The organism is Anaerocolumna sp. MB42-C2, from assembly GCF_030913705.1.
In the GTDB taxonomy this organism is placed as follows: Bacteria; Bacillota; Clostridia; order Lachnospirales; family Lachnospiraceae; genus Anaerocolumna.
The window spans coordinates 39,718-54,578 of record NZ_CP133190.1 but is presented as its reverse complement, the minus strand read 5'-3'; the positions used below and the strand labels follow the sequence as shown (position 1 = coordinate 54,578).

Here is a 14,861-nt window from a genome sequence, read left to right as displayed (position 1 = left end):
TTACATTATTTTTTTACTTAGTATAATAAAATAAACTATTTTTCCATTATTTTCTTCAATAATGAGTAAACCTCCGGAAGTTCGGATTCCGCATTAACCGGTTTTAATGATTTATTCGTCCATGCATGTTTCGTTTCGCCTGCTGCCAATACCTTTTGACTATAGACATTGGTAATTGCATAGGAAAAAATAATACGAACTTTCGTTAGGCTTATGAGCATAGTCTGGCTGCTTCAAACTACACTGCATAATTTTGAATGGTGAATAATTCCCATTTGATCCGTCTCTGCATATCTGGCTGTTAATCTGGTTGTAGTTTCCATTATATTCTCTCATCTATAACGTATTTTCTATCTTTTTCAGAGCATCTGATAAATAATCACAGGAAAATCTCTCGAAGTTTCCAGCGTCAACTAATTTTGCAATTTCCGGATCGATTGGAATTCTCCCTAAAATGTCAACACCAATCTCATCCGATATTTCTTTCAGTTTACTTTCACCAAAGACCGGAAGCTCATTTCCGCATTTTGGACATTTCACATAACTCATATTCTCTACTAATCCTAATATCGGAATATCCATTTGCTTTGCCATGTTATAAGCTTTTTTTACAATCATAGAAACAAGATCCTGAGGAGAAGTAACCACAATAATGCCATCCAAAGGAATTGATTGAAATACAGTTAAAGGTACATCCCCTGTTCCGGGAGGCATATCAATAAGCAAATAATCTAACTCACCCCAAACAACCTCTGTCCAAAACTGTTTTACCGTATTAGCCAGTAAAGGCCCTCTCCAAATTACCGGAGTATCTTCCTGCTCAAGAAGTAAATTAACAGACATAATCTGTATGTTATTATGTGTATGTTCCGGAATGAGTCCAAATTCATTTGCTTTGGCTTTTTGCGTAATACCAAACATTTTAGGGATTGATGGTCCTGTAACATCTGCATCCAATATTCCCACATTGTACCCCTTTCTGCTTAACAATACAGAAAGCATAGCGGTAACAAACGACTTGCCGACTCCACCTTTACCACTGACCACACCAATAACATGTTTTACGGTACTATACGCATTTACTGGTTCTATCATACTTTTTTGACTTTTATCACATCCCTCACAGGATTCTTTACTACATTCGCTATCAGAACATTCTCTACTATTTTCAGACATATTATCAAGCTCCTATTCATTTTATTTTAAGTAAGTCAAAGCGGATATTCTCAGGTCCCCTACGCCAGGAAGCGGTGGACTTACTTGTAAGGTTAAATAAAGTTAATTTTAGAAAAGTCAATATTTCCTTCTTCATCAACCAGATTTCCATCTGCATGAACATATTCAACTCTGCCAATAAACATTTCGTGTGAACCTGTCATAATGGAATCAACAACCGTACATTCAATGTTTACAGGACAATCGGTTAATAATGGAGCTTTAACCTTTTCACCACTTTTAAGTTTTACATTCTTCTCCTTTAATTTATCACAATCCCTTTTACTGTGACTGCCCAAATATTCAAAGGTTTCCTGATAATTCTTGTCCACAAGATTCACAACGAAACAGCCTGACTCTTTAATCATTTTATAAGAGTATCTTGCTGGAACAATTCCTACCATAACCATGGGAGGTGTATAACTGCAGTTCCCGCAATATCCTACTGCCAGAACATTATCTTCCCCATTTAATCCACGACAGGATACTAAAACTTTCGGTGCCGGTTGTAAGGCTCCTTTTTTATTTGCTTCTTTCTTCTGCATAACTTTTCACTCCTATTCAATTAATAATTTTCATTTAAAAAAACTACGACTGATAATATTAAATAAAACTACTATTTCACCTCCCAATCCCTATGTTTCATATAATAATTTTCAATAGCATTTTTCAATGCACTTGCGCCTAATACGGAACAATGTATCTTATGTTCAGGAAGTCCATCTAAAGCATCGGCAATATCCTTATCTGTTATTTGCAAAGCTTCTTCCAATGATTTTCCTCTTGCAAGCTGGGTGGTCATACTACTTGACGCTACGGCAGCTACACAGCCAAAAACCAGAAAACTTATGTCCGCAATCATATTGTCCTTTACTTTTATGTAAATAGTCAATGAGTCGCCGCATTCCGGTTCCCCCAAAACTCCCTTCTCCGTCGGCATCCGTCATACTTCCAACATTTCTGGGCGACATAAAATGCTCAATTACCTTATCAGAAAATAATCCCAAATTCATATAACCACACCCTGCCTTACCATTCATTTATGTTCTGACTGCCATGCTTTTATCATAATTGCACATTCAATTCTTTTCTTTTGCAAAATGCAGCTGATATCATTCGGTTCTGCTATGGATCCATTGGTATAATAACCATTTGCATGACAACCCCCCGAACAAAATAATTTAGCCCAGCAGTCCCTGCATTTTTCTTTCTTTATTATGGTATTTTCCACAAATTCCTTTTCTAATTCGTGGTTGGATATACCGTTATATATATCTCCAATTATAAATTTATCTTCTCCAACAAACTGATGGCAAGGATAAAGTTTTCCCTCGGGGGATACGGCTAAATATTCGTAACCTGCACCGCAAGCCGTAATTCTTTTAAATAAACACGAACCGTCTTCCAGGTTGATATTAAAATGATAAAACCGAAATTTTTTATCACCGGACAAACGTTCGATGTATTGCAGTGCCAGGTTTTCATACTCCTGGAATAATTCAGGAATATCGGATTCCGTAAAATATAAATCACTTCCTGAACCAACAACCGGTTCAACTGAAATTTCCTTAAATCCCAAATGATATATGAAGACATAGAGCTTTCAGATTTTTATTGATATTTTTCATAGAAACAGACTGTTCCAGTTCTTTCTCGGAAGTAAGAAGTGTTCCCTGTTTTATTAACATTTCAATTTCATGATACGCCTCGTCAATATCTTTTTTGTCATATTTATGAGATAATTTTTTCATTACACTGTTAAGTAAAGGAAGTTCCTTACTATCTTTTAAAATTTCATATGTTAATTTATCCAATACATGAATGATTCCGCTGTTGCCATCAATTGCTATATTGAAACCATTCAGTGAGTAGACATGTATCACCGTTTTTCCTCCTATGCATTTTGGTCGTATGCTCATTAACTTAGTTTAGTCCAATTTCGGGCATATGTCAATATCCATTTTTAAGATTCAGGCCTTTCTTTAGATAAACCGCAAGAAATACGGTGTGCGAGTTTCTCTGATTTGGATAGCATGTTCGAATTGATGCAACTGCCATCATAAGCTGGTAAATACTCACTTAACTATCGCGTAAATAAAAAAGCTGTCAATGTACTTCCCTTTTGAGAGTACATTGACAGTTTAATATGTTAAATATATTTAAATATTAGTAATCCATTCTTCCATAACGCCAACAATTTTTATGACAGAATTTTCCTTTGCAGTTGTCTACACATATGATTTTTACAGAACCGCAATCCGGGCATACATACTGACCATTTTTAATCAGATCGAGGTTTTCATAACTTTCTTTCCATTCTTTTCCGCAATCCAAACATCGGATAGGACATATATTTCGGGTAAAATTCCCCCCCTCTATATGAATCATTTTACCATTAATTAAACTGTCTGCCAGTTTTTCACGAGCTGAAAGTAAAATTCTCTGAAAGGTAGGTCTTGATACTTCCATTCTTTCTGCACATTCCCCCTGTTCCAATCCTTCCAGGTCCTTAAGCCTTATTGCTTCCACTTCCTCCAGTTTCAGGATGTTTTCAGGCAATTCGGCAACTTCTGTTTCAGAAGGTATAAAATAAGGTATCGCAGGTATATGTTCAATTTTTCTCCATTTTGTGGGTCTCGCCATCTTTTTCTCCTTATATTGCGAATATCCGCTTTGAATAAATATCTTGCAAATAAATATTATAAAAATAACTTTAAGGCATTTCTTTCGATAATTTTTTATCAGCCGGAAATTCTAACTATCTTGCCCTTACTTATAATAATATCTGATTTAATATAAATGTCAATATTATCATCATAAGGTCATCTAAAATGGCACGTAGTACATTCAACCGGGTACTTGCAATGTTTTGTTTAAATACCTTAATTTATTTTTCAAATCTTTCTGTAAATGCATCAATTACTATTTATTCTACTAAAAAAGGAAAGTATTTTTTGTTTCAAAATACCTTATTATAAAAGTTTCGTAAAACATTCTGAATAACATCTTTTTATATTACAATCTTGTTACCGGTATTATTATAAATAAATTTCTCTTTAAATTCCTGACTGATATCAAAAATACCCTCTTCTCCTGTGCAGTGAGATACGGCTACTAATTGGATTTCCATGCTTTTCAGTTCTTTTATGGTTTTTTGTATTCTTATTTTATCCGCTTCAATTAAATGAGTTCCTCCGATCACAGCGTAAATCGGAATACTTATTCTTTCAGCTATTGAGTTTAATATATTAATCAACCCTACATGAGAACAGCCTACAATAACAACGAATCCTTTTTCAGTCATAATGCCAAATGCTATCTCATCATTAAATGCATCAGGTATATAAGAATCATTCTCTTTAATAAAGAATTTATTTTTTTGTTTTTCGAAATCGTTACTCTTTCGAAAATGATGAAAGACAATAAGATGAGACGTTAAATAAATCATATCTGTATCCACTTTATTTAAATAGATTCCTTTTTGGGTAATAAATTCTTCATCAATTGTATTTCCATTAAATTTGTATTCATTTTCAGATACGATTTTATATTTTGGTTTAAAGAATTCTTTATCAACAATCAATTGCGGTATTTTAAATTTTTCTGCCAGTTTCTTGAAACCTCCGCTGTGATCGTAATGACCATGGCTGAATATAACATAATCCAAATTTTCCAAATTATGTTCCATAATTTCCGCATTTTTAATAAAATCCCCACTTTGTCCCGTATCAAACAAGATTTGTTTTCCATCTGCTTCTATAAGCAATGAAAGTCCATGTTCATTATACAATTCATTTTTATCATCCATATTATTTTCAATCAACGTTGTTATCCGTATTTCCATTATATTATCCTCAAATATTCCTAACATCTTAAATAGTAAATTAGTTATGTAGCACAATTATATATCTGAAAAAATATTGGCAGATTGAATAATTTTCCTAAGAACAGAAAATAAGACCCATTAAAGTAATATTTGCATCCTTTACTTCAAATTCTCTTTTCTTCTCAACTTTTTCATTTAGTTTAATGTAATCTAGATTAATATCGATATCGTCAATATCAAACATAACGTTGCAGTTGGAACATTTAAAATGAATATGCAAGGGCTTTTTACTAAATATTTTTAACTCATAATAATTTACTTCTACCATTGGAATTTCTTTAACAATTTCCAAATTTACAAAAACTTTAAGGCAGCGGTACACCGTTGCCAGCCCTATTCTTTTAGTTTTCAGATGCTGATATATCTCTTCCGCCGTTAAATGACAGGAAGATTGCATTAATTCCAATAGAATCAATTCTTTCTGCCTGGTATTTTTAATTCCATGATCCGCCAGGATTTCTTTATACCAAATAAGATTTTCTTTCAATAAGACCCACCTGTCTTAATCATTACAATGACCCTCATGTGCATGTTCGGTACATATACTGCCGGTTGATTTAAGTACTCCACCAATATATTGATTAATTACATCGTCAGAGATTCCCTGTGCACCAACTACGACTTCAATACCATTTTGGACAAACAGTTCCTGTGCAGTTTCACCCATCCCTCCTGCTATAATTACGTCTGCCTTTTGTTCTTTTAAAAATACTGGAAGATATCCGGGTCTATGTCCGGGATTTTCTACAAAAACTTTATTTGTTACTTTAATATTATCGATATCATACAATGTAAAACCTTCACAATGCCCAAAATGTCCGCTTACCATATTTCCATCACTTGCTACTGCTACTCTCATCTTTTTATTCCTCCGTTAATTTTTTGTTTTTAAAAAACCTTTGGTAATCATTATACTATTCATATAAATCCATAATTCTTCGATTGCTTTTCTTGCAGAACTGTCTTTAAATTCCGTAATCGGCTTTAATGCATTAACAGATTCCATGACTGTCTTATCAAACGGTATCTTTCCCACCACAAAAAGGTTCTTTTCTTGTGCATATTTTTCAATCTGTGATGTCATATCAGTATTAATATCATATTTATTGATACAAACCATAACCTGTGTTTCAAAACGTTCTGCCAATTCTAAGATTCTTTTCAAATCATCAAGTCCGGACCTGGTTGGTTCCGTAACGATCAATGCAATATCCGTATCGGTAATAGAAGCAATTACAGGGCATCCGATTCCCGGAGAGCCGTCAATAATTGTAATCGTATTATCTTCTTCAAACCGCTTCACATTTTTTCGAAGGTATGTTACCAGCTTACCGGAACCGTCACTCCCAACTCCCATAAATGCCCTTGATATGATTCCTTTCTCTGTTCTGGTTAAATAGGTATCCGCTGATTTTTCCTCTGTCAGAACGATTGCATTCTGCGGACATACCAAAGTACATGCGCCGCACCCCTCACAGGCAAACGGATCGATCGATGCATTATTAACAGCACCGAATTTACATACTTCTTCGCAGATTTCACAGCTGATGCAAAGGCTTTTATTTATCCTTGCTTTTTTACCGCCATAGAAATTTTTCTTTTCTATATCCATTCCTTTATAAAAAAGATAAAGATTCGGAGCATCCACATCGCAGTCAACCTTAATTACTTTTCCTGCAAGTTCCGCTAAAGCAGCCACCACAGTTGTTTTTCCTGTTCCGCCTTTTCCGCTTAACACTGTAATTACCATGGGAAAGCCTCCTTTATCTTTGCTGCAATGGATATAAAAATATTTTTATAGAACTCATCCTCACACAACATATTCCCCCTGGAATAAATTGCTGCAGCTGATTTTTTATATGGGATAGTTCCAAGTAGTGTGATTTCATTTTCTTTGCAATAGTTCTTAATTAAATTGTCTTTTTCATCGTCTTTGTTAATTATAATTCCATACGGTATTTTGTAAAGCTTTACAAGCTCAACCGCCATTATGAGGTCATGAAGCCCAAACTTTGACGGTTCTGTAACCAGAATAGCTGCATCTGCATATTTCAGGGTATTTACTACATTACAGGATGTTCCGGGAGGACAGTCCAGAAGATGGTCTTCTTTTGATAAACTGCCTAATAATTTTCTTATAGCCGGAACTGCCATAGGTTCACCAACGTTTAGGATACCTCTCTTACAGCTGATTTTTTGGGTTGTACCGCCCTCCAGCTTTCCTATGGAACGTTTCCCATAAGATAATGCTCCTGTCTTACATACTAATTTGCACGCACCGCAGTCATGGCATAACTTTTCAAAAATAACGATTTCTTTTCCTGCTTTCGCAAGTGCATGAAACTGACACACCTGCGCACACGACCCGCATAACGTACATTTTTCCGTATCAATAACAGGATATTCCACAAACACATCTTCCCTTTTTTGAATTGGAGGATCCAGGAAAATAAATCCATCTGGTTCTTCTACATCACAATCAACATAACTAACACCTATTGTTAATGCAAGATTCGTAGAAACCGTTGTTTTTCCGGTCCCTCCCTTTCCGCTGAGTATTGCTATATTCATATTTACACCTTATTATTTTTCTTTCTATTTATCTCATACCATTATGTGCGCCAACTGCAGTATTAATTTCAGAAAGCTTATTTTTTTGTAACAGATCAACTGCTTTAAAGGCTGGTACTATATCGCAGCTATAAGCCTTGATTCCTGCCTTTTCCATCAGTTCAAATGCATTTGGACCTAAATTGCCGGTAATAACAGCAGAAATATTTTCCTCTATTATCTGGCTCGCTGCAGCAATTCCTGCGCCACCGCCTGAAGATAATCCGTCATTCCCAATTGCTTTTATGTTACCTGTTTCCATATCGAAAATTAAAAAATACTCGCATCTCCCAAACCGTCTGTCTAAAAGACTTTCTTTCTCTTTTCCTATTGCTGAAACTGCAATTTTCATTAAAAAACCTCTCTTCCCATTTGCACTATATTTTATGAGCATATGCCAATTATCATAATACTATTTATTTGAGTTTTTGTCAAATGCCAATTTCGTTTAATTAATTTTTATTGTTACACATCTCATTAAAAGTTTCGCTCGTTAGAATCAAGCGATGACGCGCTGACACTCCAGTGACAATATACATCTGGCGCGTCATGTGCATCCTGCCCGGCAGGGCTTTTTATTTCTTAGGGAGGTTCGGAGAACTATTCTAAGGAATAAAAAAAGATTTATACACTTTTCAGCATATAAATCCGTTTACTTTTTTTCATTTATAAAAATTTAATTATGTTCCTTTATGTATTTATCCATTATATCTGCCGCCATTCCAACAAGTTCTATACACGGCCGTTTTTTATAATATTCTGCTGTACGAAGCTCAGGTACAGGGCTATCCTTATCGGCTTTTAATCCCAACAACTCCCTGCATATGATAGAATGATTCTTTTCCTCAAATTCTTTTGCTAGGTATTGGATTCTTTTATAATGCTCTGTTTTGGAATATTGGTCTTTTGGATCCGTATATCCATATATCATTCCCGCCACCATGAACATTCCTGTTACCGCCCCACACACCTCTCTTAATCTTCCCATTCCTGCACCAAATGATGAACTGATTTTTGAAGCCATCTCAAAATCCATATCATATTCATCACAAAACGCCAAAAATACTGATTGTGAGCAATTGTAACCTTCCTTAAAAAATGCCATTGCTAATTCGGAATGTGATTTTTCTGTAATATCCAGCTCTGTATCCATTTCGTTAATCCTCATAACTTTCTGTTTCTTTTATTAATATATTGGGTTATTATAAGCATATGCCCTTAATATATTTTAGCAGATTATATACATATGTCAAATATTTTATTAATAAAATCACAGAATTTACCTATTAAATAAATTTTTATCTCTTTAGATTACAAAGAATATTTACCATGATATACCTTACCTTTATAATTCCCACTAGTCATTCTCCTAAGTCACTTCTGCACCAGCTTTTACAAAATTCAGAATTTTTTCCGCATGTTACTCGATTAGAACTGCAATCCGGACATGACATTTTATCCTGTGCAGAAGTCAATTGATAAACGCTTCCACAATCCATGCATCTAAACTTACAATGACTGGAAATATAGTTACCCCCGTTAATATTAATCGCTTTCCCATCGCTTAATGCTACTGCAACTTTTCTTCTAGCTTCATCAATAATGTTTTGAAACGTTTGTCTGGATATCTGCATCTTTTCGGCACATTCTTCCTGATTTAAACCCTCTATATCCTTTAATCTCATAGCCTCAAGCTCTTCTATTTTTAAAACTATTTCCTCTAATTCACATTTGGGTTTTCCCAAGGGCACAAAATAAGTATCCTTAGGAAAATATTCTACTCTTCTAAATTTCATTGGTCTTGGCATACCAATCCTCCCTATAATTTTATGCAGGCCTATTAAAGTAATGTTAGTATCATTTATTGCTCTTGCAGATTATTGAACATAAAATTTATATCATTTAGATAAACACAAGTATCATTTATCTATCATAACATTATGCTTGAAACATTTAAAGAGGACTTGATAAAATTTATCTTAACAATATAAAAAAGCTTACTAATGCAGTCTTTTCTTACAATGTAAAAAAAGACAGGATGTAAATGATCCTATCTTTTTCTAATAATAAACAATAATTTTTTGTTATTCAAATAAATTATTCTAATATATATTAAAGCACCATGTGGCTGTATTTATAGGATAAGCCATAGACGACGCAGTAAGTAACGGATGCGTTGCTACCTGATATGTATTCAACTCATTTGCAGTCATTCCTTTTTGAACTGCCAGACTTAATATATTAATTATTTTACCTACTCTATCTCACCGGAAATCTATACATCATCAGAACACCGGAAGTTTCATCTCTTGTCAATCACTTAATGTAATAATGTCATAGTTGTAAACCATGATGTGTTTATTTTAATATCAGATATTGTACTGCGAGGGAAACTATGGCTAAAGAAACCCAGCAAATCAATCCCAGTAATATAGGTCTAACTCCGTTTTTTACTAATTTAACAATATTTGTATTTAAACCTATGCTGGCCATTGCCATAACAATGAGATATTTACCAATCTTAGTCATCAAATAATTGAATTCAGCCGGAATTGGCGAAAATGTACTAAGAATGGATGCCAAAATAAAACCTATAACAAACCATGGAAATATATTAATTATATTATACTCTGTCCTACTATTTTCCAAATTTTTTTTGGAAGTGTATAGAGCTAAAAAAAGTGTAACTGGTACAATTATAAGCGTTCTTGTTAATTTAACAATTACGGCAAGACTGCCTGCTGCATTACTATAAGTATATCCTGCAGCTACAACTGATGAGGTATCATTAATCGCGGTTCCTGCCCACAATCCAAAGTTATGATCATTCATATTCATAACATGACCAATAAAAGGAAATAGAAAGGCTGCAATCACATTAAAAAGAAAAATAGTTGATATTGCCTGTGCTATCTCTTCATCCTTTGCTTTAATGACAGGCGCAGTTGCTGCTATAGCAGACCCTCCACATATTGCTGAACCGATACCTATTAAGATATTTGTATTTGGATCAATATTTAAAGACCTGCCTGCAATATAGGCAATTATAAATGTAGTTGTAAGAGTAAAAAAGAGTAATATCAAAGTTTCCTTTCCTGTACTTAAAACCTGATATAGGTTCATATCAAAACCCAATAAGATAATTGAGTATTGAAGTATTTTCTTAGACGTAAATTTAATTCCGTCTTCAAAAATAAACGGTCTTTTCAAAGCAGATAAAAGAATTCCCAATAAAATGCCCAATACCGGTGAACCAATAACAAGGAATTCATTTCCTATCAACCATGCAGGAATTGCAATAATAAAGGCTAATATTATTCCGGGTATTTTCTTTCTTAATATATTCATTTCGATGTCCTCCTAGATGTTTTCTTTATCATAATCCTTGACATACAATAAGTAAAATATTATTATCTTATTAATATAATAAGTAATTACTAATCTATGAGGTGAATTAATTGACATTAAGACATTACAAAATATTTGTTACCGTATGTGATACCATGAATATGACAACCGCTGGTGAAAAACTTTATTTGTCACAATCTGCTGTAAGCCAGGCGATAGCGGAACTGGAAAATCATTATGACTCAAAACTGTTTGAACGATTATCAAGGAAATTGTATTTAACTCAGGCAGGTCAAAAGCTGCTTAGCTATGCCAGACATATAGTACGTATGAATGAGGAAACAGATAGCGAGATGAGGATGCTTAAAGAGGGTGGTTTCATACGGATTGGAGCAAGCGTAACCATATGCACCTGTCTTCTGCCCCAAGTGATATTGGAATTTCAGAAAATCAAACCTAAGGCTAATGTGGAAGTTTATGAAAATAACACTAAAAAGATTGAAGATTTAATTCTACAGGATCAAATTGATTTGGGTATTGTAGAAGGATCAATTCATTCTTCGGATATCATCAGTATCCCATTTATGGATGATGAATTAGTATTCGTGTGTGGAAAACAGCATAGATTTAAAAACTTAAAGAAAATAGTACCTACGGATTTAGAAAATGTAAATTTTATAATACGTGAAACAGGCAGTGGAACCCGAGATACATTTGAAGATGTTATGGCCGCAAATCAAATATCCTGGAAAGCCAGTTGGACTTGTAATAATTCGGATACTATTAAGAGTGTGGTAGAAAAAGGGCTGGGGGTAACCGTAATTTCAGAACGAATTGTACAAAATGAAATTAAAAGAGGCGAGCTTATCCGAATTCCTATTGCAGGGATTGAATTCAAACGTAATTTTAAAATTTGCTATCATAAAAATAAATACCTATCTGATATCATAAATCAATTTATTGTTACAACGAAACAATTTAATGCATGATACAAAAAGGGGACTTGCATATTAAAAGCCCCCTAATATATCATTTTATTTCCATACTGTTTAGGAAATAAAAAATAGATTTATCAATTTATTATTCAAATGTATTTGTAACCTACGGGTGGAAAAATCAAGTCAATTAACAATTAATTATATTACTTTTATTACATGATAGCCTACTGACTCTATTGTACGTATCAATAACTCATCAGCCACCGGTTCTTCTAAACTAAGTTTTGCTGTTTTTTGTTCCAAACACATTTCTACAGCAGAAATTTCTGGAATTTCTTTTAATGCAGCTTTAACTCTTCCTGTACAACGTCCGCACATCATTCCCTCAATCACTAATACTTTTTTTATCTCATTCCTCTCCTGATTTCCGTTTTCTTTAACAGTCTGCTGTAGATTTCTTTCATCCTGTATATTAATTATTTTGTTCTCTTTAAAGAATCTCAAACGCAGTGCATTACCTACCACAAAAATACTGCTTATGCTCATAGTTGCTGCTCCAAACATCGGATTCAGTTTCCATCCAAAAATCGAATAATAGACCCCAGCTGCTAATGGGATACCAACCACATTATAAAAAAATGCCCAAAACAAATTTTCCTTAATGTTACGTATAACTGCCTTGCTTAACCTGATTGCCGTCACTGCATCCAATAAATCATTATGCATCAGAACAATATCTGCACTTTCAATTGCAACATCGGTCCCTGCTCCAATCGCTATTCCCACATCTGCCTGTGCCAGTGCCGGGGCATCATTAATACCATCACCAATCATTGCAACCTTATGCCCTGCTTCTTTTAAATGCCGTATTTTTTCCTCTTTTTGTTCCGGAAGCACTTCTGCCACTACTTCATCTAATTGGAGGTTTTGTTGTATTGCCGATGCTGTTATTTGGTTATCACCCGTTAACATAATAGTCTTGATTCCCATTTTCTTAAATTCGGCTATTGCCTTTGAACTTGTCTTTTTTAAGGTATCTGCTACAGCAATGATTCCAATCAGTATATTATTCTCTGTAAATACAAGCGGAGTCTTTCCCTCCCCTGCAAGAATTTCCATTTGTATTTTTTGTTCATCCGATAAAAATATTTGATTCTCCTCCAGCAATTTAGAATTTCCTGCCAAATAGTTTGTATTTTGTATCTGTGCCATAATTCCTTTACCAAAGATTGCTTGGAATTCATCTACTATATATAATTCAATATGTTTCCTTTGTGCTTCATTTACAATCGCCTCTGCTAAAGGATGTTCACTTCCGTTTTCAATACTTGCAGCAATTTGTAAGAATCTCTCCGTATCGATTCCGTTTGTAAAACATATAATATCTGTCACTGCCGGTTTTCCTTCTGTTAAGGTTCCTGTTTTATCAAAGACAACCGTATCGACACTTTTTGTAATTTGTAATGCCTCTCCCGATTTAATCAATATTCCAAGATTTGCACCTTTACCTGTTCCTACCATAATGGCCACCGGTGTTGCAAGTCCTAATGCACATGGACAGGAAATCACCAATACTGCAATCCCCATAGACATTGCAAATTCAAATCTTGCTCCAAGAAGTATCCAAACTATAAAAGATATAACTGCTATTGTGATTACAATCGGTACAAAAATCCCTGCTATTTTATCTGCAATTTTGGCGATTGGTGCTTTACTTGCACTTGCTTCTTCAACAAGCTGTACTATCTTAGCTAAGGTAGTGTCATCACCGACTTTAGTTGCCCTGAATTTTATGAAGCCAGTTTTATTTACAGTTGCAGATATTACTTTATCCCCAGTTTTCTTCTCAACCGGTATACTTTCTCCTGTAATTGCAGATTCATCTATGCTGGTTGTACCCTCGGTAATAACTCCGTCAACAGGTATACTGCTTCCGGGTTTCACCAATATAATGTTATTTATTTGCACTTCTTCAACTGGTATTTCCTTATGTTTACCGTCTATTTCTATTGTCGCCGTTTTAGGTGCCAAATCCATTAATTTTGTAATTGCCTCACTTGTTTTACCTTTGGATTTCGTTTCTAAATATTTACCAACAGTTATTAATGTAAGAATCATACCTCCTGATTCAAAATAAGTATCCAGACTATACTGTCCGACCGCATTCATATCGCCATAACCTAGTCCATAACCAATTCGAAAGATAGCATATATTCCATATAAAACCGTCGCCGATGAACCTATGGCAATTAAGCTGTCCATATTAGGGCTGCCCTTAAAAAGTGCTTTAAATCCTACTCTATAATATTTCTGGTTAGCAAATAATATTGGTAAAACGAATAAAAATTGTGAAAAAACTAGTGTTATTGCATTCCTATTCCCATAAAAATAGTTTTTTACAAAATCAGGTATTGGTAATCCAAACCACTCGAAAAACATATGATACATGGATAGATACATTAACGGAATTAAAAAACATATCGATAATATTAATCTATTTTTCATACCTTTTATTTCATCGTCCAAATGCTGACGGTTTTCATCCTGACCTTTCGATGAACTTGCCGCTTTCGTCTGGTCATAAATACTTGCACCATATCAGGCATTCTCTACAGCTTTTATTATTGTTTGCGAAGTCAACGCACTCTCTTCATAATCCACCTGCATACTGTTAGTTAACAGGTTTACCGTAACCTTGTTTATTCCTTCTAATTTAGCAACATTTTTCTCTACATGAGAAGAACAAGCCGAGCATGTCATGCCCGTAATATTAAATTTTTGTAACATATTCATACTACCTCAACTCTCAATTTTTATAAAACCAAATGTCTTTCTACAATTAAAATAATTATATTTTAATTGTA

The 14,861-nt window shown here is 34.2% G+C and carries 17 protein-coding genes and 1 pseudogene; 1 reads left to right on the top strand and 17 read right to left on the bottom strand.

Features of this window, described 5'->3' with window-relative positions:
* Positions 1–35 precede the first annotated feature (35 nt).
* The 16 genes from RBU59_RS00285 to RBU59_RS00210 all read right to left on the bottom strand — a co-directional run bounded on the left by RBU59_RS00285 (position 36) and on the right by RBU59_RS00210 (position 11,059).
* Complete coding sequence (locus tag RBU59_RS00285) at positions 36–221, bottom strand: hypothetical protein (RefSeq protein ID WP_308145893.1); 186 nt, start codon at positions 219–221, stop codon at positions 36–38.
* A 115-nt stretch (positions 222–336) separates the two neighbouring features.
* Positions 337–1,176, bottom strand: a complete 840-nt coding sequence (locus RBU59_RS00280) for an Mrp/NBP35 family ATP-binding protein (protein WP_308145892.1) — start codon at positions 1,174–1,176, stop codon at positions 337–339.
* A 92-nt stretch (positions 1,177–1,268) separates the two neighbouring features.
* On the bottom strand, positions 1,269–1,760 hold the full coding sequence (locus RBU59_RS00275) for a flavin reductase family protein (protein ID WP_308145891.1): 492 nt from the start codon (positions 1,758–1,760) through the stop codon (positions 1,269–1,271).
* Between the two features lie 71 nt (positions 1,761–1,831).
* Positions 1,832–2,155 carry an iron-sulfur cluster assembly scaffold protein gene (locus RBU59_RS00270; RefSeq protein ID WP_330698446.1) on the bottom strand — a complete coding sequence of 108 codons (324 nt, stop codon included), beginning with the start codon at positions 2,153–2,155 and terminating at the stop codon, positions 1,832–1,834.
* Between the two features lie 96 nt (positions 2,156–2,251).
* Positions 2,252–2,794, bottom strand: coding sequence for an SPASM domain-containing protein (locus tag RBU59_RS00265; protein WP_308145890.1), 543 nt, complete (start codon positions 2,792–2,794; stop codon positions 2,252–2,254).
* Positions 2,784–3,098: a hypothetical protein gene (locus RBU59_RS00260; RefSeq protein WP_308145889.1), complete on the bottom strand. Its 315-nt coding sequence runs from the start codon at positions 3,096–3,098 to the stop codon at positions 2,784–2,786. The genes RBU59_RS00265 and RBU59_RS00260 overlap by 11 nt, the downstream gene beginning before the upstream one ends.
* 283 nt (positions 3,099–3,381) lie before the next feature.
* Positions 3,382–3,858, bottom strand: coding sequence for a DUF134 domain-containing protein (locus RBU59_RS00255; protein WP_308145888.1), 477 nt, complete (start codon positions 3,856–3,858; stop codon positions 3,382–3,384).
* Positions 3,859–4,225: 367 nt separating this feature from the next.
* Entirely contained in the window at positions 4,226–5,059 is an 834-nt protein-coding gene (locus RBU59_RS00250) for an MBL fold metallo-hydrolase (RefSeq protein WP_308145887.1), read from the bottom strand.
* Positions 5,060–5,156: 97 nt separating this feature from the next.
* Complete coding sequence (locus RBU59_RS00245; RefSeq protein WP_308145886.1) at positions 5,157–5,588, bottom strand: Fur family transcriptional regulator; 432 nt, start codon at positions 5,586–5,588, stop codon at positions 5,157–5,159.
* Between the two features lie 15 nt (positions 5,589–5,603).
* A complete protein-coding gene (locus RBU59_RS00240; RefSeq protein WP_308145885.1) occupies positions 5,604–5,960 on the bottom strand; it encodes a NifB/NifX family molybdenum-iron cluster-binding protein in 357 nt (118 codons plus the stop codon).
* A 15-nt stretch (positions 5,961–5,975) separates the two neighbouring features.
* Positions 5,976–6,851: an ATP-binding protein gene (locus RBU59_RS00235; protein ID WP_308145884.1), complete on the bottom strand. Its 876-nt coding sequence runs from the start codon at positions 6,849–6,851 to the stop codon at positions 5,976–5,978.
* Entirely contained in the window at positions 6,845–7,672 is an 828-nt protein-coding gene (locus tag RBU59_RS00230; RefSeq protein WP_308145883.1) for an ATP-binding protein, read from the bottom strand. The genes RBU59_RS00235 and RBU59_RS00230 overlap by 7 nt, the downstream gene beginning before the upstream one ends.
* A gap of 28 nt (positions 7,673–7,700) precedes the next feature.
* Positions 7,701–8,063 (bottom strand): NifB/NifX family molybdenum-iron cluster-binding protein, encoded by a 363-nt coding sequence (locus tag RBU59_RS00225; protein WP_308145882.1) that lies wholly within the window; start codon positions 8,061–8,063, stop codon positions 7,701–7,703.
* A 324-nt stretch (positions 8,064–8,387) separates the two neighbouring features.
* A complete protein-coding gene (locus tag RBU59_RS00220) occupies positions 8,388–8,879 on the bottom strand; it encodes a C-GCAxxG-C-C family protein (RefSeq protein ID WP_308145881.1) in 492 nt (163 codons plus the stop codon).
* Positions 8,880–9,072: 193 nt separating this feature from the next.
* A complete protein-coding gene (locus tag RBU59_RS00215) occupies positions 9,073–9,519 on the bottom strand; it encodes a DUF134 domain-containing protein (protein WP_308145880.1) in 447 nt (148 codons plus the stop codon).
* Positions 9,520–10,069: 550 nt separating this feature from the next.
* The gene (locus tag RBU59_RS00210) at positions 10,070–11,059 is read right to left on the bottom strand and encodes a YeiH family protein (RefSeq protein ID WP_308145879.1); all 990 of its coding nucleotides are present in this window, start codon (positions 11,057–11,059) and stop codon (positions 10,070–10,072) included.
* A 110-nt stretch (positions 11,060–11,169) separates the two neighbouring features.
* Here RBU59_RS00210 and RBU59_RS00205 point away from each other — a divergent pair, with 110 nt between their 5' ends.
* Positions 11,170–12,048 carry a LysR family transcriptional regulator gene (locus RBU59_RS00205; RefSeq protein ID WP_308145878.1) on the top strand — a complete coding sequence of 293 codons (879 nt, stop codon included), beginning with the start codon at positions 11,170–11,172 and terminating at the stop codon, positions 12,046–12,048.
* A 147-nt stretch (positions 12,049–12,195) separates the two neighbouring features.
* Here the strand turns inward: RBU59_RS00205 and RBU59_RS00200 are convergent.
* Positions 12,196–14,784 (bottom strand): annotated as a pseudogene (locus tag RBU59_RS00200) (heavy metal translocating P-type ATPase).
* Between the last annotated feature and the right edge of the window lie 77 nt (positions 14,785–14,861).